The organism is Solimonas aquatica, from assembly GCF_900111015.1.
GTDB lineage: Bacteria > Pseudomonadota > Gammaproteobacteria > Nevskiales > Nevskiaceae > Solimonas > Solimonas aquatica.
The window spans coordinates 119,581-142,534 of record NZ_FOFS01000014.1 but is presented as its reverse complement, the minus strand read 5'-3'; the positions used below and the strand labels follow the sequence as shown (position 1 = coordinate 142,534).

The following is a 22,954-nucleotide window of genomic DNA, read 5'->3' as shown; positions in this document are numbered from 1 at the left end:
GCGATCGCTTTTTTTAAAAGGTCGTGCTCGATCTTGAGCTGCTCATACGCCTTCTTCACACGGCGCAGCTCTTTGAGCTCGGCCGCAACGCCTTTGTCCACCGACACGCCCTTGGTCATGATCAATCCCTCTCGCGCTCGTTTGCGCCAAAGTGACAGCATGTACGGATGGATGCAAAGCGACTCGGCCACATCCTGTATCGCTACACCCGGCAGCTGGCTCAGGCGAACTGCCGTGGCTTTGAATTCATCGCTATATCGATACGTCGTTCTTGGACCAGGCTTGGGCATCTGAGGACTCCTGAATGGTTAGTTCAGGGTGTCCACTAAACCAAAGGAATCGTCCCTTCGCGTGGAGCGCCTTGTTAGGCCGAGCTGCCGCTATATGCTATGCCAGAACAGCCAGGGCAATGCGTGAAGATCATTTTGGCACGCGCCGAACTGCCCAGCGGATCGCGATAACCCAGATGCCAATGCACAAGTAGCAAATGGCAGCAGCAGCAAGTAGGAAAGGTAGACGGCCCGGCGTGTGATTGCGGGCTAGACTGGCGCCATGAACGACGAGCGGAGCCTCAAGGACAAACACCGCCACGCCTCCCCAGATAAAGATTCGACGGCCGACCTTCCGCCTCTGATTCGCTGTGACGTCAACCAATGAGCTATTCATTTGCGGCCCAACTAGATTTAGATGGCCCCCAGCCTAGCCCCGCCTTCCGCCTAATTCAATGCAGGGTGCCGCAGGCATCCGTCGAAACAATGACTTGGTTCGCTGTTGGCTTTTTAGGGCGGACTAAAATTTTGCGGATGGAACAGGCCGCCGGATCACCGCCGAAGCTTCTTGATCGGATGCGCGAGGCCTTGCGGCTGAGGCATTACAGCATCCGCACGGAAACCAGTTACGTGGACTGGGCGCGGCGCTACATCCTGTTCCACGGCCGCAAGCATCCAGCCACCTTGGGCGCCACAGAGGTTTCGGCATTCCTGAGTCATCTGGCCAGCGAGCGTAATGTCTCGGCGTCCACGCAGAATCAGGCCAAGTCCGCGCTCCTGTTCTTGTATCGCGAGGTGCTTGCAGTCGATCTTCCCTGGTTGGAAGAAATAGTGCAGGCCAAGGCGAGACAGAAGCTGCCGGTGGTGCTGACGCAGCGCGAGGTCAGCGCCTTGCTCGATGAACTCAACGGCACCATGTGGATGATCGTGGCCTTGTTGTACGGCACTGGCATGCGTGTCTTGGAAGGGCTGCGCTTGCGGGTGAAGGATATTGAGTTTGAGCGACGCGAGATCGTGGTCCGTGACGGCAAGGGTGGCAAGGATCGGGTGACGATGCTGCCGGAAAATCTGATGCTGCCGCTGCGCAAACAGTTGGCGGCAGCCAAGGTGTTGCACGACGGCGATCTTGCGGACGGTCTGGGTCGGGTGTGGCTACCGGATGCGCTGTCCGTGAAGTATCCCAACGCGCCGAAAACCTGGGGCTGGCAGTACGTGTTTCCAGCGCCGCAGATTTCGATCGATCCCCGCAGCGGCGTCCGGCGGCGGCATCACATACTGCCGGACAGTGTGCAGAAGGCCGTTCGCGGCGCAGCGGTGCGCGCTGGCATCGTCAAGCCCTGCACGCCCCATGTGCTGCGACATTCCTTCGCCACGCATTTGCTGCAGAGCGGCTATGACATCCGCACGGTGCAGGAGTTGCTGGGACATGAGGACGTGAGCACCACCATGATCTACACCCACGTCCTGAATCGAGGAGGGCGAGGAGTGGTCAGTCCACTAGATCATATCTAGTGGACTGATGCGAAGCGCCAGCTTCGCAAGCGACGAGCGCGCGAGCGCAGGACCTGGAGTGGTCAGCGCAGGTGCCGCCCCCTCTCCCCTGGCCCCTCTCCCGCGAGGGGAGAGGGGAATACGGCAGTTTCATGCGGCGGGGATATGCGAGGCGCGTGCGGCCTGCTTTGCTTACACGCCAAACCCGCCCGAAACATTGATCTGCTGCCCGGTCACATAGTCGTTCGTCGCCAGGAAGATCGCCGCGCTGCCGATGTGTTCGGGCTGGCCCCAGCGCTTGAGGCAGAGCATCTTCTGCGTCTCGTCTATCCACTGCTGGTCAAACACGCCGCGCCGCGACAGTTCCAGAAACATGCCGGCTTCAATCACACCCACCAGAATGGAATTGGCGCGGATGTTGTACCGGCCCTCTTCCTTGGCAATGCCTTTGATGAAGGCTTCGTTGGCGGCCTTGGGAATCACGGAGAGGCCGTCCTTGGGCGGCCAGTAGACATGGCCGGCGGAGCCCAGGTGCACATAAGAGCCGCCGCCTTGTGCGCGCAGATGCGGCAGCGTGGCCTGCACCACTTGATAGAAGCCGTGCACCTCGATGTCGAAAGAGCGCTTCCACAGCGCTTCGCCGGTTTCGGCCAGCGGCAGCTGCTCCACCACGGGGCCGGCGGCCCAGACCACGGTGTGGATGCGGCCGTGCTCGGCCATCACCTCGGCGATGGCGCGGCGTACGGCGGCGGCATCGGTGACGTCGCTGGCGTGCAGGCTGGCCTTGCGCTGCAGCGCGCGGATGTCTGCGGCCACGCGCTGCGCAATCTCATGCTTGCTGCGATAGAGAATGGCCACGTCGGCGCCGGCGGCGGCGAAGCTTTTCGCCACGCCCTGGCCAATGCCGCCACTGCCGCCCACCACCAGTACCGCACCCTGGGGAAACGCTGCTGCCTGCATGGCCCGTGCTCCTCGCCGCTTCGTTGGTGGCGGGATTATTGGACGACGGGCCGGGCGGCGGCCTCCTGCATTGGGGTGACGGCGACGCGGCTCGGGGGGCTTACAGGCTGCCCGGCAGGAAGAAGGTCTGCACGTTGAACAGCTCGGGCGACGGGATCTTGGGCGCGTCGATGTCGGCCAGGCTCAGCACCGTCTGCGTGCCGTTGTCCAGATTGTTCATGCGCAGCTGCGTGGCGTACCAGCTCTTGCCGGCCTGGCGCAGGCCGGTGGCGGGCACGCTCAGTTCCTTCACGGCGTGCTCGCCCTGCAGGTACTGCGCCTTGAGCGGCACGCAGCTTTGCGCGTCCACCCAGAATTTCACGCTGCTGTATTCCCAGGTGCCGCTGGCGGGGGTGAGCGTGAGGCGGAAGCTGCGCCGGCCTTCCACGCGGTCCTCGCCTTCCAGGCTCAGCTGGCTGCCGCTGAAGCCGCTCTGCAGCTGCTTGAGATCGCGATAGCTGAAGTCGCTGCCCAGAAGAGCGCCGTCGCCGAAGTTGTCATACACGGCGCGCACGGCGCGGATGCTCGGCAGGTAGACATACATGGCCGAATCCTGCGGATCGCCCACTTCGCGCACCAGATAGGCGGCGCCGGCAAAGCTGTCGGGCTGGCTCACGCGCAGCACCGCGCGAAGCTGGAACTGGCCCTCGGCGCTCTGGGTGCTGGTCAGCGCCATGCGGCCGGAGATCACGCGGGTGGCACCGTCGCTCTCGGTGGTGGTGAGCGTGAAGGCGTGCACCCGCAGCTCCTTGCTGACATTGGCCTGCATGCAGGCCTGCACCGCACTCAGGCTTTCAGCGTGGCCGGCAAACGGCACGCAAAGCAAAGCCCCCAGAATCAATCTGCGCATTTCTCATTCCCATTGGCGGCCGGCACGCTCAAGCTTGTACCGGATCAGTGGGCAGTGAAGCACATTCGGGGCCGGTTGGCCACCGCCCGGCTATTGCCAACCGTAGCGACGTGTGTATGCCCCCTTCATCGCCTGCACCAGGGCTGCATATGCCAGCAGAATCACCAACAGACAGATGAAATAGCTGCCGGGCAGGGCCTGCAATTTGAAGTACGCGGCCAATGGCGACTGCGGCAGCGTCAGTCCAATCAGCACCACTGCGGCGGTGGCCAGCAGCAGAGGGCGGCCCGGCCGGCTGGCCGCCCAGGGCGGGGCACGGCTGCGGATCAGATGCACGATCAGGGTCTGCGACAGCAGCCCTTCCACAAACCAGCCGGACTGGAACAGGCTCTGCGTGGCCGGCGTGCTGGCGCCGTAACCGAACCACAGCAGTGCGAAGGTGATGAGATCGAAAATCGAACTCAGCGGCCCGAAGTGCAGCATGAAGCGGCTCACGTCCTCGGGTTGCCAGTGCTGCGGGCGGCTGAGGAATTCCTCGTCCACGCTGTCGAAAGGGATGGCGGACTGCGAGAAGTCATACAGCAGGTTCTGCACCAGCAGGTGCAGCGGCAGCATCGGCAGGAAGGGCAGCAGCGCGCCGGCAATGAGCACCGAAAACACATTGCCGAAGTTGGAGCTGGCGGTGAGCTTGATGTACTTGAGCATGTTGGCGAAGGTGCGGCGGCCTTCGCGCACGCCGGCATGCAGCACCATCAGGCTCTTTTCCAGCAGGATCAGGTCGGCCGCTTCCTTGGCGATGTCCACGGCGGTGTCCACGGAAATGCCCACGTCGGCGGCACGCAGGGCCGGCGCATCATTGATGCCGTCACCCAGAAAGCCCACCACGTGCCCGGCCTGATGCAGGCAGCGCACCAGACGCTCCTTCTGCGCCGGCGTCATGCGCGCAAACACCGTGGCTTCTTCGGCCAGCGCGCGCAGCCGCGTCTCGTCCAGACCTTCCAGCTCGGGGCCGAGCACGATGCGTGTCACCGGCAGGCCCACCTGACGGCAGACCTGGGCTGTCACCCGCTCGTTGTCGCCGGTGAGAATCTTCACCGTCACGCCGCTGTCCTTGAGCGCGCGCAGCGCCGGCGCGGTGGAGTCCTTGGGCGGATCCAGAAATGCGATGTAACCCTGCAGCGTGAGCTGCGCCTCGTCCTGGCGCGTCACCGCGTGCTGCGCCGGCGGCAGCGTGCGCGTGGCCACGCCCACCACGCGCAGGCCCTCGCCATTGAGCTTGCCGGCCACCTCGCGGATCTGTGCCAGGCGCGCAGCGTCCAGCGGCAACTCTTGTTCGCCATCGCGCACGTTGGCGCACACCTGCAGCACTTCTTCCACTGCGCCTTTGCAGATCAGCAGCGGCGCTTCGGCGCCGCGCGCCACCAGCACCGACATGCGACGCCGCTCGAAGTCGAAGGGAATCTCGTCCAGCTTTTGATACTGATCCAGCAGGGGCGGCTGCTGATCCGCCGCGCCATGCTCCAGCACCGCCACGTCGAGCAGGTTTTTCAGACCGGTCTGGTAGTGGCTGTTGAGCAGGGCATAGTCCAGCACCTGCGCGGACTCGCGGCCCTGGGCATCGGTGTGGCGCTGCAGGGCGATGCGGTCCTGGGTGAGCGTGCCGGTCTTGTCCGTGCACAGCACGTCCATGGCGCCCAGGTTCTGGATTGCATCCAGGCGCTTCACGATCACTTTCTGCCGCGACAAGGCCACCGCGCCGCGCGCCAGCGTGGCGGTGACAATCATCGGCAGCATTTCCGGCGTGAGGCCCACGGCAATGGACAGCGCGAACAGAAACGCTTCCAGCCAGTCATGCTTGGTGACACCGTTGATGATCAGCACCAGCGGCGACATCACCAGCATGAAGCGGATCAGCAGCCAGCTCAGCCGGTTCACGCCGGCCTGAAAGGCGTTGGCGGCGCCGTTGCTGGCGGCCACACGCTGGGCCAGTGCGCCGAAGTAGGTCTGATCCGCCGTGGCAATCACCAGCGCGGTGGCGGCGCCGCTGACCACATTGGTGCCCATGAAACACAGGGTCTCGCAGTCCAGCGGCTCACGCGGCGCGGCAGCGCGCAGCTGCGCAAACTTCTCCACCGGCAGCGACTCGCCGGTGAGCGCGCCCTGGCTCACGAACAGATCCTTGGCGCCGAGCACGCGCAGATCGGCGGGAATCATGTCGCCTGCGGAAAGCTGCACGATGTCGCCCGGCACCAGCTGCGACAGCGGCAGCTCCTGCGCGCGGGCGTCACGCAAGACCGTGGCGCGCGACTGCACCATGGCGCGCAGTTTTTCGGCAGCGTGATTGGAGCGTGCTTCCTGCACAAAACGCAGCGCGGTGGAAAACACCACCATGCTGCCGATCACGACGGCGGCCTTGAGGTCCTGCGTGAAATACGAGACCAGTGCCAGCAGGCTCAACAGCAGATTGAAGGGATTGCGATAGCAGGCCCAGAGATGTTCATACCAGCGCAGCGGCCGCTCCTGGCCGATCTCGTTGGCGCCGTGCTCGCGCAGGCGCTGCGCGGCTTGCGTCGCATCCAGTCCGGCCAGCTGCGTGCCAAAGCGCTGCAGCAAGGAGGCCTCATCCTGTTGCGCCGCCTGCAGCAGCGGTGCGGCCTGCTCGGCGCTGGCGCGCTCGGGGCGCAGCTGCGCATGTCCGACGGGCAATGCCAGACGCCGGAAGTGACGCAGCAGCTTGCGCGAGGAGAACAGCCCCCAGGTATGACGACGTCCCGCCCGTTTCGGCCGCGACGCCGCAGTGCTTGGCTCAGTGCCGAGAGACATGCGCGCAGCTTAGCCGCTCGTCATCATCACGCGCACAAAAAAAGCCCGCGTTGGGGAACGCGGGCCATCTAGGGGGGAGTTGGGCAACTCCGTTGAAGGTCGGGGAACCTTCAACACGAGTCACTTTAGTGGCACCGCCTGATTGCTGGCTGAACATCGACAAAGCGCCGCGTCACAGTTGCCGCCGCCGTAACGAGGTCTTGAAAAGCAGGCATCGGTGAACCACTTTGCGAAAGTGACGATCCAAGTCTGCGTCCGGAGCCTTTCGCTCTGTAAGGAGAATGAAAACATGCCTCAGGGTCTTGCGCGTGCGCTGCTGCTGTCGGTGGCGCTGATTGGTTCCGCTGCGTCGCTGCCCGCCAGCGCCGCCGATCCCTCGCTGCACGAGATTTATCAGGCCGCCGAATCCGGACATCTGGATCAGGCGCAGACCATGATCGGCACGGTGCTGGCCGATCATCCCAACAGCGCCAAGGCGCACTACGTGGCGGCGGAACTCGACGCGCGTCAGGGTCACATCGTCGGCGCGCGCGAACAACTGGCCACCGCCGAACGTCTGGCGCCTGGCCTGCCCTTCGCCAAGCCTGAAGCGGTGACGGCCTTGCGTGCCCGGCTCAGCGGCGCCAGCGTGCCGACCTCCCATGCCCCCAGCAGCGGCACACCGCAGAGCGTCCCCTCGATTCCCTGGACACCGATCGTGCTGGGCGCGCTCTTGCTGGGTCTGTTCTTCGCCTGGCGCAGCGCGCGCCGCCCGGTGGCCTACGTGCCGCAGCTGCCGCCGGCCAATGGCGCCACCTATGGCCCTGGCAACGGCCCTTATCCCGGCACGCCGCCTGCCGGCGGCGGCCTGGGCTCGACCCTGGCCACGGGGCTGGCGGGTGGTCTGGCCGCCGGTGCCGGCATCGTGGCCGGCGAGGCGCTGATGAATCGCGTGCTCGGCAATGGCGAACGCGGGCGCGAAGTTCTGGTGCGCGACGATGCGGCGGGTCTGGATGATCGTCGCGGCAACGCCGACATGGGCGGTGCGGACTTCGGCGTCAATGATGCCGGAAGCTGGGACGACAGCAGCGCCGACGCCGGTGGTGGTGACGATTGGGGCTGATTGAAGGCTTTAAGTGATGAACACGGCGCCGCAAGGCGCCGCGTTCATTTGGTCTGGGCGTCGATGCGCCGACGCAGCTCGGCCTCGTCCAGGCCTTCGATCTCGAACAGCTTCTGACTGCTGGTGTCGCCGCGCAGCAGGGTGATGCGCGATTTGGGAATGCGCAGCAAGTCCGCCAGCAGCTCACGCACGGCCGCATTGGCCTTGCCGCGTTCCGGCACGGCGGTGACGCTGAGCTTGAGCTGCGCTTCATGCCAGCCCAGCAGCGCATCGCGCGCGGCCTTGGGGCTCACCTTCACCTGCAGACGCACGCTGGCCACTGCCGACTCCAACCGTGGCGGCACACGCGCGCCTCAGCTCTTAGTGATTCAGCAGTCCGCCGATCAAGGCGCCGAGCAGCAGCCCGCCCACCTGCACCGAGACCAGGGCCAGACTGCCCAGTTCGGCGAGCGCGCCGATCAGCGGCATGCCCGAGAGCAGCCCCACCAGCGCAGTGAACATGGCGGCGAGAAACAGCGCCGGCGCAAAACTGGCCAGCACCGCCTCGCGTGTGCTGCCGGCCATGCGACCGCCCACCACACCGGCGGTGAGCGTGCCGACGCCCGGCAGCGCTCCGATCAGAATGCTCAACATCAACATGACCGACATCGCCGACGCGATGCCGCCACGATACGTCACAGTGGCCATTAGCCTTTTCTCCGTTGCCCCGCGCCGGCTCCTCCCCGCTTATGCGGTGTGTCTCCGGCCTTCCCATGCGCCTGCGGCTCCGGGGTCTGTTCACCTTCCCTTTCGCGCTGCGTTGCTGTCGGAAATCGCGCAGGGCGGGCGTTGGCAGTCGCTTGCTTGGAATCACCAAGCGGCGCGCCTGCCGCCTTGCCCTGCGCCAAAACCGTCTCCGTCGCAGTGCGCAAAGGGAAGGCGAACAGACCCTAAGTCCTTTTGAGCGTCTCGCCTCGTGCTCGGCGTGCAGTACGCAATCCCCAGTAGCCGACATCTTCGATCATCAGGTACAGGGTCGGCAAGACCAGAAGGCTCACCACGGTGGCAAAGGCCAGGCCGCCGATGATGGCGCGGGCCATGGGGAAGTAGGGCGGGCCGTCGCTGCCCACGGCGGTCTGCGACAGTGCCAGGGGCAGCATGCCCAGAATCGTGGTGCAGGCGGTCATGAGGATGGGCCGCAGGCGGTCACGCGAGCCCTGGATCAGCGCCGCCTCCCGGCTCAGGCCCGCCTCGCGCAGCTGCTGCACATGGTCGATCAGCACGATGCCGTTGTTCACCACGATACCCATCAGCACCAGCATGCCGATGATGGCCATGAACGAGAAGGTGGTGCCGGTGAGGAAGAAGAACCAGAACACGCCGACGAAGGAAAACAGGATGCCGGTGATGATGGCGCTGGGCGCCAGCACCGACTCGAACAGCGCCGCCATCACCAGATAGATGCAGGCCAGGGCCAGCAGCATATTGATCAGCATGGACTGCAGGCCCTGCTGGTCCTCGTCGAAAGCCTGACCGTAACTCCAGCCGTAGCCCGGCGGATATTGCAGGGCATCCAGCACCGCGCTCACGCGCTTGCGGGCGTCCTCGGCGGTGACGCCCTTGGCGGTACCGAAGCGGACCTTCAGCGCGGTGTGGCGGTCTTCGCGATGAATGCCGCCGGGGGTCTGCGCGATGCCGATCTGCGCCACCGCGTCCAGACGCAGGGCGCGGCCATCGCCGGCCTGCAGCGGCAGCGCGCGCAGCGCATCGATATCGGTGCGATCCTCGGCGCGCAGTTCCAGCACCAGCTCGGATTCACCGCTGCGGCTGCGATAGGGCTTGAGCGGAGTGCCGCGCATGGCACCGGAAATGGTCTCGGCGATCTGGCTGCTGGACAGGCCGTAGAGACGCGCACGCTCGCGATCCACCTGCACGCGCAACTCGCGATCGGTGGCGCCGGCTTCCAGGCGCACATCGGTGAGCCCCGGCACGCTGCGCAGCACCTGCTCGGCCTGCCGCGCCAGGGGCCGCAGGCCTTCCGTGGTCTCGCCCCAGATGTTCACGGCGAGGCCTTCACCGCCGCTGCGTTCCAGATCGAAGTTCACCTCGCCAATCGCGAGCTTGGGCATGCTGCTGCGCACCTCCTCCGCAATCTGCTCGGCGTTCTTGTGGCGCAGCTTGGGATCCTTGTGCAGATACAGCACGGTCTGCGCGTTGTTGATGGTGAAGTAGGTGTAGAAGGATTCCAGCTCGAAACGCTCGCGATTTTCCTGGAAGAAATTCTCCAGCCGGTTCACCGACTCTTCCACCTTGTCGAGCCGGTAGACATTGTTGAAGTGCCAGCCCAGCACCAGACGCGTGGCACCGCCCTGCGGGAAGAAATCCATCTTCACGCGGCTGGCCGGCAGCGCCACGCTGAACACCACCAGCAGCGTGAACAGCAGCATCAGGCCGCGATGGTGCAACGACCAGCCCAGCAGCTGCGCATAACGCGCGCTCAAGCGCTGCATCCAGGGCGCGCCGCTGCCGGCGCTGCCGGGCAGGCGTGTGGTGAGCTGCGGGATCAGCGTCACCGCCACCAGCAGCGAGGCCGCCAGCGAGACGCAGATGGTGATCGCCACATGCGAGAGAAACACCGAAATCTCGTTCTGCACGCCGAAGATGTTGGGCAGAAACACGATGGCGGTGGCGGCGGTGCCCAGCACCACGGCCAGACCCACCTTGCTCACGCCGCGCAGCGTGGCCTCGGCGGCCTGACTGTCGTGGCTGCGCTCCTGGAAGATCGACTCGGTGACCACCACCGCGTTGTCCACCAGCATGCCGATCGACAGCATCAGGCCCATCAGGGTCAGGATGTTGAGCGAGTAGCCCAGGAAGTACATCACGCCCAGGGTCATCAGCAGCGACAGCGGCACCGCCAATGTCACGATCAGGGTCATCTTCCAGTCGCGCAGAAACACATACAGCACCGCCAGTGAAAACAGCGCGCCCAGCAAGCCCGCCTCGATCAGTTCCGAGAGCGAACGCTTCACGTCCTCGGCGGCGTCGTTGAACATCACCAGCGCGATGCCCTGCATCTCCGGCAGCTGGCGCACGCGCTCCACTTCCGCCTTCACGCGCTCGCCCACTTCCACCAGATTGGCGCCGGTCTCCTTGTACACGTCCAGGCCGATGGCATTGCGCTGGTTCAGATGCCGGCGCTCGGTCAGCGGCGGCAGGCCGTAGCGGATTTCGGCGATATCGCCCAGGCGCAGACCCTGGGCGTTGATGCGCAGCTTGCGTACCGCATCCAGATCCGCGAAGCGGTCCTCGGCCTTGACGTAGTAGCGCATGCCGCCTTCATAGACATCGCCGGCGCTGAGCGAGAAATTGGCCTTGCGCAGCTGCTCGGCCAGCGCGCGCAGATCCACGCGATAGGCGCCCAGGCGCTCGGCGCTGAGCGCGATGCGCACATCCTTGCGCTGCACACCGTACAGACTCACGCGCGAGACGCCGGGCAGGCGCTGCAGGCGTCGCACCAGATTGCGGTCGAGCATGTCGTAGGCATTGGTCAGATCGCGGCTGGCGGAGATGCGATACACCAGCATGGCCTGATCGGCGCCGTTGAAGCGCTGGATGAAAACCCGTTCCAGATCGCTGGGCAGCTCGCTACGCAGGGCGTCGATCTTGTCGCGGATCTCCGCGCCGCGCGCCGCCACCTGCTGGCCCCAGTCGAACTGCAGCTGGATCTTGGTGCCGTCGGCCTGCGAATCCGACTGCATGTTGCGGATGCCCGGCAGCGTGGCCAGCGACTCCTCGATGGGCCGCGCGATGTGACGGTCCACTTCCTCCGGCGTGGAATTGCGGTACGGCACATTGAGCATCAGGAACGGAAACTCGATGTCCGGCAGCGACTCCAGCGGCAGGCGCTGGCTGGCGATGACACCGATCACCACCATGCACACGAAGAACATCGCCGTGGTCACCGGCCGCGCCAGCGAGAGCCGCGTGATTCTCATGCGCGCGGCGCCTCGCGCCGGTCGATCAAGGTGTACACCACCGGAATCACCACCAGGGTCAGCAAGGTGGAGATCGACAGGCCGCCGATCACGGTGATGGCCAGCGGCTGGCGCATCTCCGCGCCCTGCCCGCCCCCGATGGCCATGGGCAACAGACCCAGCAGCGCGGTGAGCGTGGTCATCAGAATCGGCCGCAGGCGCGTGGGGCCGGCACTGAGCAGCGCCTGCTCGCGGCTCATGCCCTGCGCACGCAGGCGGTTGACCAGATCGATCAGGATGATGCCGTTCTTCACCACGATGCCGATCAGCATCACCATGCCGATCAGCGCGATGACATTGAGCTCGGTGCCGGTGAGGAACAGCGCGCCGATGGCACCGACCGCCGCCAGCGGAATGGAGAACAGAATCACCAGCGGCTGACGCAGCGATTCGAACTGCGAGGCCATCACCAGGTAGACCAGGAACACCGCCAGCGCCAAGGCCAGCTGCAGCGAGCGGAACGAGACCTGCATTTCCTCGCTCTGTCCGGCGACTTCGGCGGACACGCCGCTGGGCATGGCGATGCCGGCGATGATCCGCTGCAGCTGCGCGATGGCCGCGCCCAGATCGCCGTAGGCGAGATTGGCCGAGACCACGATCACGCGCTGCTGATCCAGGCGGCGGATTTCCGAAGGCCCGGAGCGCAGGCGCACCTGCGCCACCGAAGACAGCCGCACCGGATACGCGCTTTCGGGATTGACGATGAGATTGGCCACCGCCTCGATGCTGCCGCGCTGCAGCGGCGCGCCGCGCACCCGCACATCGATCTCGCGATCGGCGAGCTGGTAGCGCGTGGCCACCTCGCCCTGCACCGCCTGGGCCACGCGCTGCGCCAGATCACCGCTCTGCAAGCCCAGGGCCGCGACGCGCTCCTGATCGAACAACACCTGCACCTCCGGATGGCCCGGCAGCAGCGTGGTCTCCACCTCGGTGTAGCGATCATCGGCCAGAAGACGCGCGCGGATCGCTTCGGCGACGTGCGCGAGGGCCTCCAGATCGTAGCCGGAGACTTCCACCTCCAGCGGCGTCTTGAGCGTGAACAGCGTGGGCCGCGTGAAGCGATACGAAACGCCGGGCAGCGGCTCGATGGCGGCGCGCAGGCGCTCGCGCAGCGCAGCTTCCTGTGCATAGGCCTCGGGCTTGAGCACCAGGGTCAGCGCGCCCTGGTTCTCGCCACCGGATTCGGCATTGGCGTCGAGCCGGTCACCGCTGCCGGCCACCGAGTAATTGGCCGACAGCGCCGCCTCGCCCTTCAAGGGCGTGGCCAGCTCGCGCAGCACGGCATCGCTGCGCTCCAGGGCCGCGCCGGGCGCGAGCTTGAGCTCGGCGCTGAACTGACCTTGATTGAAGGGTGGAATCAGCTCCACGCCGGTGCGGCTCAGCAGCAGTGCCGTGAGCATCAGCAGCAGCAGCGCGCTGCCCAGCACCAAAGCGCGATGCGCCAGGGCCCAGACCAGCAGCTGGCGATAGCGCGTTTCCAGGCGCTCATAGCCGCGCTGCCAGGCGCTGGCCAGCGGCCGCATCAGTGCGCCGCAGAAACGCGCCAGCAGACCCAGCGGCCAGAACAGCAGCCAGCGCAGCAACTGCTGCGGCAGCGTCTCCAGCAGCGCGTAACGCGTCTGGCTCAGACCACGCCGCCAGCGCGCGCCGTCCTCGCGCACGGGGGCGGCCTGGGGCAGCGCGCGGCGGCTGTGCAGGCGCGCGGCCAGCATCGGAATCAGGGTCATCGCCACCAGCAGCGAGAACAGCAGCGAGGCGGTGACCACCAGCGCCTGATCGGCGAACAGCTGGCCGGCGATGCCCTGCACGAAGACCATGGGGAAGAACACCGCCACGGTGGTGAGCGTGGACGCCAGCACCGCGCCGGCCACTTCCCGCGTGCCGGTCACCGCCGCCTCGGCCATGCTCAGACCCTGCTCGTGCTTGCGGAAGATGGCTTCCAGCACCACGATGGCATCGTCCACGATCAGGCCCACCGCCAGCGCGATGCCGCCCAGGGACATGATGTTGAGCGTCACGCCGCTGGCGTACATGACGTTGAAGGTGGCGATCACCGAGACCGGAATCGAAGCCGAGACGATGGCGGTGACCGGCGCATTGCGCAGGAACAGGTAAATCACCAGCACCGCCAGCAGGCCGCCTTCCAGCGCGGCATGCAGCACATCGCGCGTGGCGCCCTTGATGAAGATGGACTGGTCGTAGAGGGTTTTCAGCTGCAGATCGGCCGGCAGCGATTTCTGCAGCTGTTCGAGGCGATGGCGCACGCCCTGCGCGATATCGACGATATTGGCCTCGCCCTCGCGATACACCGCGATCTGCACCGCCTCGGCGCCGTCGATGCGGATGATGGCCTGCCGCTGCTTGTAGCCGCGCTGCACGCTGGCCACGTCGCGCAGATAGATCTTGCGGCCATCCTTCTCGCTGAGGATGGTGCTGGCCATTTCCTCCACGCTCTGGAAGCGGCTCAGGGTGCGCACCAGATAAGAGGCCGTGCCCTGCTCGATGCGCCCGCCCGCGACATTGGCGTTCTCCAGCTTCAGGCGCTGCGCGACGGCATCGACCGAGAGATTGAGCTGGGCGAGCTTCTGCAGGTCCAGCTGCACCTGCACCTCGTCTTCCAGACCGCCGGAGATCTTCACCGCCGCGACGCCGGAGACGCCTTCCAGCGGCCGCTTCACCAGGTCTTCGGCAATGCGGCGCAGGCGCTTGAGCTGCGCCTCGCTGGCCGCCGCGTTCTGCGCGTTCTTGAAGGCCAGGCCCAGACGCAGGATCGGGTCCTGGCTGGGATCGAAGCGCAGCACGATGGGCCGCTTGGCGTCCTTGGGCAGCTCCAGGGCATCGAGCTTTTCGCGCACATCCAGCACCGCGAAATCCATCGTCGTGCCCCAGTTGAATTCCAGGGTCACGTCGGACTGCTCGGCGCGCGACACCGAGGACACGCGGCGCACGTTCTTGATCACGCCCAGGGCTTCTTCGATGGGCTTGGAGAGCAGGGTCTCCACTTCCGTGGGCGCGGCGCCCGGCAGCTCGGCGCGGATGGTCAGACGTGGATAGGAAAGGTCCGGCAGCAGGCTCACCTGCAGGCGCGACAGCGAGACCAGGCCGAACAGCAGCAGCGCCAGCGTCAGCATGCTGATCGCCACCGGCCGGCGCGTGCAGACCTCGATCCAGCTCATGGCGTTTTCTGCGCCTTGGCACCCGTCGGCGCAGCGGGCAGCGCCGGCTGCGGATTGACCACGGTCACCGATGCATCGTCCTTGAGATTGGCCTGCCCGGTCACCACCACCTGCTCACCGGCTTTCAGGCCCTGCATGATTTCGATGTGCTGCGCGTCGCTGTAGCCGATGTGCACGCTGCGCCGTTGCGCGCGGTTGCCGGTGACCACGAACAAGGACTGCGCGGCGTCTTCGGCCAGCACCGCGTCACGCGGCACCAGCAGCGCCTGCTCGCGGCGGTCGTAGAGGATTTCCACGCGCGCGAACATGCCCGGCTTGAGCTGGCGCTGGCCGGCGTCCATCTGCAGTGTCACCTTCACCGTGCCGCTCTGCGCGTCCACTACCGGACTGATGCGCAGCAGCTGCGCGCCGAAGCGCTGCTCCGGCCAGGCGTCCACCCAGACCGTGGCACGCTGCTGCGGCGCCAGCTTGTGGATGTCGCGCTCCGGCACGTAGATGGCGGCCTGCAGTCGATCCAGGCGCGTGATGCGAAAAGCCTGTGCACCGACGGTGATGGCATTGCCGGCCTTGATGTAGCGCTGCGAGATCACACCGTCGATGGGCGCCTTGATCTCGGCCTCGCGCAGATTCAGCGCCGCGACGTCATAGGCCGCACGCGCGGTTTCCAGCTCGTACTTGGTTTTGTCGTAGGCCTCGCGCGAGACGATGTTGCGCTGGAACACCGACTCGTTGCGCTGGAAATTCTGCTCGGCCTGCTCGCGGCTGGCGGTGGCGCGCGCCAGCTCGTAACGCAGGCGTTCGGTGTCCAGGCGTGCCAGCACCTGTCCGGCGCGCACCGGCTCGCCTTCCTCCACCAGAGTCTTCTCGATCACGCCGGCGGTCTTGGCGGCGACCGTGGCCTCGGCCTCGGCTTCCAGCGTGGCGGTGCCGCGATACGCGGCCTCGATCAGGCCATTGGCGGCCAGCGCGATCTCCACCGGCACCTTGGCCTCGTCTTTCTGTTCTTCCTTCTTCTGCTGCCCACAGGCCGCGAGCAGCGCCAAGGACAGCAGGCCCACGACGCGAATCGTTCTGCGCAAATCCCTTCTCCCAAGTGCCATTGCCAGGTCCTTGAAGACCAAGACCCATGCCAGCCCAGCCTGCGCCCTTAGCCTTTGTTTTTATTCGACATGCCTCAGGCCATTCGAGCGCCGCGCGCGGCGGCTCGCCAAGTTCTGGCAAAACCGGCCAGCGCATCCTGCCGGTTTTGCCGGCACACGATGCGGCTTTGATGCCGCAGTCCCGATCCCGGTTGCATCGGGAGTTTCACCCAGAATGCAGGGCGGCAAACTGCTACCATGCGCGCCTTGTGCGGCCCCTCTTACTTCAAGATGGATATTCAAATGGAAATCGCAGATCAGCGCGTCGTCGTGATGCACTACACCCTCACCAATACCCAGGGCGAGGTGCTCGACAGCTCGCGCGGCGGCGAACCGCTGACCTATCTGCATGGTGCCGGCAACATCATCCCGGGACTTGAGAAGGCCCTGGTCGGCAAGCAGGCCGGCGACTCGCTCAATGTGCAGGTGCAGCCGGCCGAAGGCTACGGCGAGCGCCGCGAGGAACTGGTGCAGCAGGTTCCCAAGCGCGCCTTCCAGGGCGTGAAGGACGTGCAGCCGGGCATGAGCTTCCAGGCCCAGGGCCAGCACGGCCCGATGCGCGTGGTGGTCACCAAGGTGCTGGGCGACATGGTCACCATCGACGGCAACCACCCGCTGGCCGGCGAGGTGCTGAACTTCGACGTCGAAATCACCGAGGTGCGCGCCGCCACCGCCGAGGAAATGCAGCACGGCCATGTGCATGGCCCGGGTGGTCATCACCACTGACGCGGTCGCAAGCCAGCGTTGGAAAGGGCGCCTGCACGGCGCCCTTTTTTTGGCTCAAGGGGCGGCGCTTGCCGCAACGCCGGGCATCCCCGGGCCGATGTTCTCGCGCAGGAAGTCACGCACGGCCAGCAGAAACTTCTGCTCATTGGCCTCCTGCACAAAGCCATGCTCTTCGCCCTCATAGGGCAGCCAGACATGTGGCTTTTTCAGGCGCTCCAGTGCCGCCTGCACGGCCTTGGCCTGATTGTAGGGTGCGCGCTGATCGGCACTGCCATGCGAAATCAGCACCGGAATCTGCAGGCGATCAAGCTGATACAGCGGGGAGAATTCCCGCAGCTGGTTTTTGTCGTCGCCCAGGAAGCGCAGCAACTGGGCGCGGCCGGAGGCCGTGAAGGTGACGTCGGAGTCTTCCTGCAGGGCCAGCAGGTCGTAGACACCGGCATAGCTGATGGCGCAGCGATACCGCTGCGGATCGCGGATCGCGCTCATCAAGGCGGAGTAACCGCCGTAGCTCGCGCCCATGATGCACATACGCTGCGGATCGGCGATGCCCTGTGTCACGGCCCATTGCGCCGCATCACTCAAATCATCCTGCATGCTGCCGCCCCAGTTGCGGTAACCGGCCGCCTGAAAGCCGCTGCCATAGCCATAGGAGCCGCGATAGTTGAGCTGCAGCACGGCGTATCCCAGGCTGGCCAGATACTGCGCCCAGGGGTCCCATTCCCAGTTGTCGCGGACACCGTGTGGACCACCGTGCACCAGCATGATCATCGGCCGCTTCTCGGGCTTGAGGCCCCGCGGCGCGGTCAGATAGCCCTGCAAAGTTTTCTGGTCGCGGCTGCGCAGGCTGATGGGCTCCACCGGCGTCATCCGCTCCGGATCGATCCATTGCCGCGCCGAGAACAGGTATTCGGCCTTCTTGGTCGCGCGGTCATAGAGGTAGAAATCACCGGGATTGCGGTCGCTGTCCACCACCACCACCATCTTCTGGCCATCGCGCGTGCGGCTGCTGATGCGCACCCGCTGCCCCGCGAAACTCTTCTGCAGTGCCCGGTACACCTTCACCGTGGTGTCCGCTTCGTCCAGCACCACTGCCTGCGGACGCCCATCCTCGAACAAGGCCACCAGCGGGCGGCCATCGGTGTCCGAGAGCGCGATGGACTGCAGGTCGACGCGCGGATTGCAGCTCAGCGACTGCAGCTCGTCATTCTTGAGCCCACGTGCCTGCACGCAGACCGTGGCGCTGTTCTCGTCAGTGGCCATCCAGACCCGCTCGCCATCACGGCTCACGCCCAGCAGGCCGCTGCGGTGTCCCTGTGAGTTCTTCACCGCCGTCCAGGTCTGCGTTTCCGGATCGCGACGCAGCTCTACGGACTCGCCCAGCGCATTCACGCCAAGGGCATAACGAGGCCGCCCCTGGGCGTCGCCGACCACCGGATAGCCGATGCGCCGGAGATCGAAGTAGTAGCTGGCATCGATGGTGCTCACCCGGGTTTTCTGCCCGGTGTTCACATCCATCCTGGAAATATAGAAGTTATTGCTCATGCGCCAGGGCACCTCGGCGATGAGCGCGTGATCAGGATCGTCCGGCAGCGGATCGAGCAGATAGGCCCAGGCCTGCTGGGCGGTGTCCACCGTGATATGGGTGCCGGTGGCTTTGCGGCCCTGGTAGCCGAACAGGTACTGCTTGCGGCTGCCATCGGCGTCCATGGCATAGATCTCACCGGTCAGGCGCGGCTGATCGAGCGGACCAAATTGCCTGCTGATTTCCACCGCAATGCGCTTGTCCGAAACCCACCAGACGCGCTCCACGTTCTGACCCTGGGAGAAACGCAGGGTGCTGGCCGACTTGAGGTTCCTCACGTCGACGATCCCCACCGCCACCACATCATCGACCGGATAGCGCAGGGCCAGATAATCGCCTTGCGGCGAGATGGTGGCGTCCAGATATTGCGGTTTGCGCGCGAAGTCTGCGGCCTCGGGCGACCCCGAGGCCGCGGCGCTCAGACCCGGCAAGCAGAGCAGCGGCAGCAACCATCCACGCCAGGCTTTTCGCATTTTTTGTTCTCCCCTTGGTGCTGGGGATTAGCTTAGCAAGCGACCTGGCCCTTGGAAGCGGCGGCTTGTCACAGTCGCCCGGCGCGCACCGCCAGGTACGCGGCGTGCTTTAGTCCTCCGGCTCGTAGCCCAGATTCGGCGCCAGCCATTTCTCGGCTTCCGCCAGCGTCCAGTTCTTGCGGCGCGCGTAGTCGGCGACCTGATCCTTGTTGATGCGGCCGAGCACGAAGTACTGCGATTCGGGGTGCGAGAAGTACCAGCCCGAGACCGCCGCGGCCGGCCACATCGCCATGCTCTCGGTGAGCTGCATGCCGGTGTTGCGTTCCACGTCCAGCAGCTGCCAGAGCGTGCGCTTCTCGGTGTGTTCGGGGCAGGCCGGATAGCCGGGCGCGGGGCGGATGCCGCCGCCGCTGCTGATGTAGCGCTCGGCGATCAGATCCGCGTTGTCCAGCTGCTCATCCGGCGCATAAGCCCAGAATTCCTTGCGCACGCGCTGGTGCAGGCGCTCGGCGAAAGCCTCGGCCAGACGGTCTGCCAGCGACTCCAGCAGAATCGCGCTGTAGTCATCATGGGCCTTCTTGAAGGCCGCCACGCGCTCGGCGCAGCCCAGACCCGCCGTCACCGCGAAGGCGCCGACGTAATCATGCAGGCCGCTGTCCACCGGCGCGATGTAGTCGGCGAGGCTGCGCTGCGGCACGCCGTCACGATGCTCGCTCTGCTGACGCAGATTGTGCAGGCGGCTCAGTTCCTGGCTGTAGCTTTCATCGGTGTACACGATGATGTCGTCCCCCTCGCTGCGCGCCGGGAACAGACCGATCACGCCATTGGCGCTGAGCCACTGCTCCTCGATGATGCGGTCCAGCATCGCCTGCGCGTCTTCATACAGTTTGCGCGCGGCCTCGGAGGTCTTCGGATTGTTGAGCAGCTCGGGGAACTTGCCCTTGAGCTCCCAGGCAATGAAGAAGGGCTGCCAGTCGATGTACTCGCGCAGCTCGGCCAGCGGGTAACGCTCGAAGCGCTTCACGAACTGCGTCTCGTGCCAGTGATGCTGATGATCGCAGGCCGGGCCCTGGCAGACGTCGCGCGCCTGCTGCAGCAGCAGGCGCGGACGCGGCGGCCGATAGCCGGACCAGGCGATCGGCGTGCGCCGCGCGCGTGCCTGTTCCAGGCTCAGGAATTTTTCCTGGCGATCCTTGCTGGCATGACGCTCGCGGATCTGCTCGTAGTCCTTGTCGATCTCGGCCAGCAGCTTCGGCTTCTGCTCGGCCGACAGCAGGGCGGCGGCCACCGGCACCGAGCGCGAGGCGTCCTTGACCCAGACCACCGGGCCTTCGTACGCGGGATCGATCTTCACGGCGGTGTGCGCGCGTGAGGTGGTGGCGCCACCGATCAGCAGCGGCACGGTGAAACCCTGGCGCTGCATCTCGCGCGCCAGCGTCACCATCTCGTCCAGCGAGGGCGTGATCAAGCCGGACAGACCGATGATGTCGGCCTGGTGCTCGCGCGCGGCATCGAGAATCTTCTGCGGCGGCACCATCACGCCCAGATCGATGACCTCGTAGTTGTTGCACTGGAGCACCACGCCGACGATGTTCTTGCCGATGTCGTGGACATCGCCCTTGACCGTGGCCATCACGATCAGGCCGTTGCGCTGGCTGACTTCGCCGGGCTGCTTTTCCGCCTCGATGTACGGAATCAGCCAGGCCACCGCCTTCTTCATCACGCGCGCGGACTTCACCACCTGCGGCAGAAACATCTTGCCGGCGCCGAACAGATCGCCGACCACGTTCATGCCGTCCATCAGCGGACCCTCGATCACTTCCAGCGGACGCCGGCCCTGCGCGGCCAGCTCGGCGCGCAGCGCTTCGACATCATGCTCGACGTGCGCATCGATGCCCTTGACCAGGGCATGCGTGATGCGTTCGCGCAGCGGCAGGTTGCGCCAGGCCAGCTCATCGCCGACTTTCTTTTCCGTGCTGCTGGCGCGGAAGCGCTCGGCGATCTCGATCAGGCGCTCGGTGGCGTCGTCGCGGCGGTTGAGAATCACATCCTCGATGCGCGTGCGCAGTTCGGGATCGATGTCCTCGTACACCGGCAGCACGCCGGCGTTGACGATGCCCATGTCCATGCCGGCGGCGATGGCGTGGTAGAGGAACACCGAGTGGATGGCCTCACGCACGAAATTGTTGCCGCGGAAGGAGAAGGACACATTGGACACGCCGCCGGAGACCTTGGCGTGCGGCAGGTTCTGCTTGATCCAGCGCGTGGCCTCGATGAAGTCCACACCATAGTTGTTGTGCGCCTCGATGCCGGTGGCCACGGCAAAGATGTTCGGGTCGAAGATGATGTCCTCGGCAGGAAAGCCGAGCTGCTCGACCAGGATCCTGTAGGCGCGCGTGCAGATCTGCTTGCGCCGCTCCAGGGTGTCGGCCTGGCCCTGCTCGTCGAAAGCCATCACCACGGCCGCCGCGCCGTACTGCTGGCACAGCCGCGCCTGCTCGATGAACTTGGCCTCGCCTTCCTTCATCGAGATCGAGTTGACGATGGGCTTGCCCTGCACGCACTGCAGGCCGGCCTCGATCACCTCCCACTTGGAGGAGTCGATCATGATCGGCACGCGCGCGATGTCCGGCTCCGAGGCGATCAGATTCAGGAAGGTGCGCATCGCGGCCACGCCGTCGAGCATGCCCTCGTCCATGTTCACGTCGATCACCTGCGCGCCGGCTTCCACCTGCTGGCGCGCGATGGCCAGGGCCGGGGCGTAGTCGCCGGCCTTGATCAGCTCGCGGAACTTGGCCGAGCCGGTGACATTGCTGCGCTCGCCGACATTGCAGAAGTTGATGGCGGCGGTGAGGTTGAGCGGCTCCAGGCCGGCGAGGCGCGTCACCGGCGCGATGCTCGGCAGCGCGCGCGGTGCGACATCGGACACCGCCTGCGCAATCGCGGCGATATGCGGCGGCGTGGTGCCGCAGCAGCCGCCGACGATGTTCACCAGCCCGGCCTGCGCAAACTCGCGGATGATGGCGGCGGTGTCCTCGGGCCGCTCGTCGTACTCGCCGAAGGCATTGGGCAGGCCGGCGTTGGGATAGCAGGAGATATGACAGTCGGCCAGGCGCGAAAGCTCGGCGATGTAGGGGCGCATGTCCTTGCCGCCCAGCGCGCAGTTCAGGCCCACGGCCAGCGGCCGCGCGTGGCGCACGGAATTCCAGAACGCTTCATTCACCTGACCGGAGAGCGTGCGGCCCGAGGCATCGGTGATGGTGCCGGAGATGATGATCGGCCAGCGGCGGCTGCGTTCCTCGAACAGCTTCTCGCAGGCGAAGATCGCGGCCTTGGCGTTGAGCGTGTCGAAGATGGTTTCGATCAGCAGCAGATCCACGCCGCCGTCGGCCAGACCGCGCAGCTGTTCCAGATAGGCCTCGACCAGCTCGCGGTACGTGACATTGCGCTTGCCGGGATCGTTGACGTCCGGCGAGATCGAGGCGGTGCGGTTGGTGGGGCCGATGGCACCGGCCACGAAGCGCGGCCGCTCCGGCGTGCTCAGGGCATCGGCGGCCTGCCGCGCCAGGGTCGCGGCGGCGTGGTTCAGCTCATAGGCCAGCGGCTCCATGCCGTAATCGGCCAGCGAGATGCGCTGCGCGTTGAAGGTGTTGGTTTCGATCAGGTCCGCGCCGGCCTTGAGATACAGGCCGTGAATCTCGCGGATGATGTCCGGCTGCGTCAGCACCAGCAGGTCGTTGTTGCCCTTCAGATCGCGCGGCCAGCCGGCAAAGCGCGCGCCGCGATAATCGGCCTCGCCCAGCTTGTAGGTCTGGATCATGGTGCCCATCGCGCCATCCAGCACCAGGATGCGGCGCGACAGCGCCTGGGAGAGTCGCTCGGTTACGGAGGCGGATGACATGGCGGCGGCCGGCTGAAAACGGGCCGGCAGTATATCTCTTGATCCGCATAGGCGGATGCAGATATGCCTGAGCAGCGGACGGGCGGCAACCTTACCGTTTATCCGCCCATTCCGGCCTTGCATCCCACATGCCCGGTTTGGTCTCCCGACAGCCTGTAGTCTTATTTCCATGGAAGCGCGGTCCCCCAAGCCCGCTTCCTCGACTCCCCCAACCCGGACTTCCCCCAACCGCTCCGGGTTCTCTAGGGCCAAGTTCCCCCAACTTGGCCCTTTCTTTTTTCCCTCGCGCACAAAGACTTGAGCCGGATTGCGGAAACCCGCAGCTTGCCTGCAATTGAACGCTCGGACAATTATGAATTGAACGTACGGTTTATTAACCGGCCGTCGTCTGATCCCGACATCTG

At 65.6% G+C, this 22,954-nt stretch carries 14 protein-coding genes; 3 read left to right on the top strand and 11 right to left on the bottom strand.

Going from position 1 to position 22,954, the window contains the following annotated elements; translation table 11 throughout:
- Positions 1-290 (bottom strand): transposase (locus BMY12_RS20065; RefSeq protein ID WP_143068985.1); only part of this gene is annotated, 290 nt, incomplete at its 3' end.
- Positions 291-803: 513 nt separating this feature from the next.
- Between BMY12_RS20065 and BMY12_RS17155 the strand changes: the two genes are divergently transcribed.
- Positions 804-1,781 (top strand): integron integrase, encoded by a 978-nt coding sequence (locus tag BMY12_RS17155; RefSeq protein WP_093288957.1) that lies wholly within the window; start codon positions 804-806, stop codon positions 1,779-1,781.
- A 171-nt stretch (positions 1,782-1,952) separates the two neighbouring features.
- Here the strand turns inward: BMY12_RS17155 and BMY12_RS17150 are convergent, their stop codons facing one another.
- From BMY12_RS17150 to mgtA, 3 genes are all read right to left on the bottom strand, one after another.
- Positions 1,953-2,720: an SDR family NAD(P)-dependent oxidoreductase gene (locus tag BMY12_RS17150; RefSeq protein ID WP_093288956.1), complete on the bottom strand. Its 768-nt coding sequence runs from the start codon at positions 2,718-2,720 to the stop codon at positions 1,953-1,955.
- 100 nt (positions 2,721-2,820) lie between these two features.
- Positions 2,821-3,609 (bottom strand): outer membrane lipoprotein-sorting protein, encoded by a 789-nt coding sequence (locus BMY12_RS17145; protein ID WP_093288954.1) that lies wholly within the window; start codon positions 3,607-3,609, stop codon positions 2,821-2,823.
- 90 nt (positions 3,610-3,699) lie between these two features.
- Positions 3,700-6,432: a magnesium-translocating P-type ATPase gene (mgtA, locus tag BMY12_RS17140; protein WP_093288952.1), complete on the bottom strand. Its 2,733-nt coding sequence runs from the start codon at positions 6,430-6,432 to the stop codon at positions 3,700-3,702.
- A 289-nt stretch (positions 6,433-6,721) separates the two neighbouring features.
- On the opposite strand from mgtA, the gene BMY12_RS17135 reads away from it, so the two are divergent.
- On the top strand, positions 6,722-7,534 hold the full coding sequence (locus tag BMY12_RS17135; protein ID WP_093288951.1) for a hypothetical protein: 813 nt from the start codon (positions 6,722-6,724) through the stop codon (positions 7,532-7,534).
- A 44-nt stretch (positions 7,535-7,578) separates the two neighbouring features.
- On the opposite strand, the gene BMY12_RS17130 is transcribed toward BMY12_RS17135, so the two are convergent.
- From BMY12_RS17130 to BMY12_RS17110, 5 genes are all read right to left on the bottom strand, one after another.
- Positions 7,579-7,854, bottom strand: a complete 276-nt coding sequence (locus BMY12_RS17130; RefSeq protein WP_093288972.1) for a DUF167 domain-containing protein — start codon at positions 7,852-7,854, stop codon at positions 7,579-7,581.
- Positions 7,855-7,894: 40 nt separating this feature from the next.
- Positions 7,895-8,221 carry a hypothetical protein gene (locus tag BMY12_RS17125; RefSeq protein WP_143068991.1) on the bottom strand — a complete coding sequence of 109 codons (327 nt, stop codon included), beginning with the start codon at positions 8,219-8,221 and terminating at the stop codon, positions 7,895-7,897.
- A 242-nt stretch (positions 8,222-8,463) separates the two neighbouring features.
- Positions 8,464-11,511 (bottom strand): efflux RND transporter permease subunit, encoded by a 3,048-nt coding sequence (locus BMY12_RS17120; RefSeq protein WP_093288948.1) that lies wholly within the window; start codon positions 11,509-11,511, stop codon positions 8,464-8,466.
- On the bottom strand, positions 11,508-14,726 hold the full coding sequence (locus BMY12_RS17115; protein ID WP_093288946.1) for an efflux RND transporter permease subunit: 3,219 nt from the start codon (positions 14,724-14,726) through the stop codon (positions 11,508-11,510). Before BMY12_RS17115 ends, BMY12_RS17120 begins: the two co-directional genes overlap by 4 nt.
- The gene (locus tag BMY12_RS17110; RefSeq protein ID WP_177189050.1) at positions 14,723-15,805 is read right to left on the bottom strand and encodes an efflux RND transporter periplasmic adaptor subunit; all 1,083 of its coding nucleotides are present in this window, start codon (positions 15,803-15,805) and stop codon (positions 14,723-14,725) included. Before BMY12_RS17110 ends, BMY12_RS17115 begins: the two co-directional genes overlap by 4 nt.
- A gap of 303 nt (positions 15,806-16,108) precedes the next feature.
- On the opposite strand from BMY12_RS17110, the gene BMY12_RS17105 reads away from it, so the two are divergent.
- A complete protein-coding gene (locus tag BMY12_RS17105) occupies positions 16,109-16,591 on the top strand; it encodes an FKBP-type peptidyl-prolyl cis-trans isomerase (RefSeq protein WP_093288971.1) in 483 nt (160 codons plus the stop codon).
- Positions 16,592-16,645: 54 nt separating this feature from the next.
- Here the strand turns inward: BMY12_RS17105 and BMY12_RS17100 are convergent, their stop codons facing one another.
- Both BMY12_RS17100 and metH read right to left on the bottom strand, forming a co-directional pair.
- Positions 16,646-18,649, bottom strand: coding sequence for an alpha/beta hydrolase family protein (locus BMY12_RS17100; protein ID WP_093288943.1), 2,004 nt, complete (start codon positions 18,647-18,649; stop codon positions 16,646-16,648).
- Between the two features lie 109 nt (positions 18,650-18,758).
- Positions 18,759-22,550, bottom strand: a complete 3,792-nt coding sequence (gene metH / locus BMY12_RS17095) for a methionine synthase (protein ID WP_093288942.1) — start codon at positions 22,548-22,550, stop codon at positions 18,759-18,761.
- Positions 22,551-22,954 lie beyond the last annotated feature (404 nt).

What these genes read in the sequence shown, in the direction of transcription:
- BMY12_RS17155 (WP_093288957.1), top strand. Translation starts at nt 804, where the DNA reads ATGGAACAGGCCGCCGGATCACCGCCGAAGCTTCTTGATCGGATGCGC.
- BMY12_RS17150 (WP_093288956.1), bottom strand. Translation starts at nt 2,720, where the DNA reads ATGCAGGCAGCAGCGTTTCCCCAGGGTGCGGTACTGGTGGTGGGCGGC.
- BMY12_RS17145 (WP_093288954.1), bottom strand. Translation starts at nt 3,609, where the DNA reads ATGCGCAGATTGATTCTGGGGGCTTTGCTTTGCGTGCCGTTTGCCGGC.
- mgtA (WP_093288952.1), bottom strand. Translation starts at nt 6,432, where the DNA reads ATGTCTCTCGGCACTGAGCCAAGCACTGCGGCGTCGCGGCCGAAACGG.
- BMY12_RS17135 (WP_093288951.1), top strand. Translation starts at nt 6,722, where the DNA reads ATGCCTCAGGGTCTTGCGCGTGCGCTGCTGCTGTCGGTGGCGCTGATT.
- BMY12_RS17125 (WP_143068991.1), bottom strand. Translation starts at nt 8,221, where the DNA reads ATGGCCACTGTGACGTATCGTGGCGGCATCGCGTCGGCGATGTCGGTC.
- BMY12_RS17120 (WP_093288948.1), bottom strand. Translation starts at nt 11,511, where the DNA reads ATGAGAATCACGCGGCTCTCGCTGGCGCGGCCGGTGACCACGGCGATG.
- BMY12_RS17115 (WP_093288946.1), bottom strand. Translation starts at nt 14,726, where the DNA reads ATGAGCTGGATCGAGGTCTGCACGCGCCGGCCGGTGGCGATCAGCATG.
- BMY12_RS17105 (WP_093288971.1), top strand. Translation starts at nt 16,109, where the DNA reads ATGGAAATCGCAGATCAGCGCGTCGTCGTGATGCACTACACCCTCACC.
- BMY12_RS17100 (WP_093288943.1), bottom strand. Translation starts at nt 18,649, where the DNA reads ATGCGAAAAGCCTGGCGTGGATGGTTGCTGCCGCTGCTCTGCTTGCCG.
- metH (WP_093288942.1), bottom strand. Translation starts at nt 22,550, where the DNA reads ATGTCATCCGCCTCCGTAACCGAGCGACTCTCCCAGGCGCTGTCGCGC.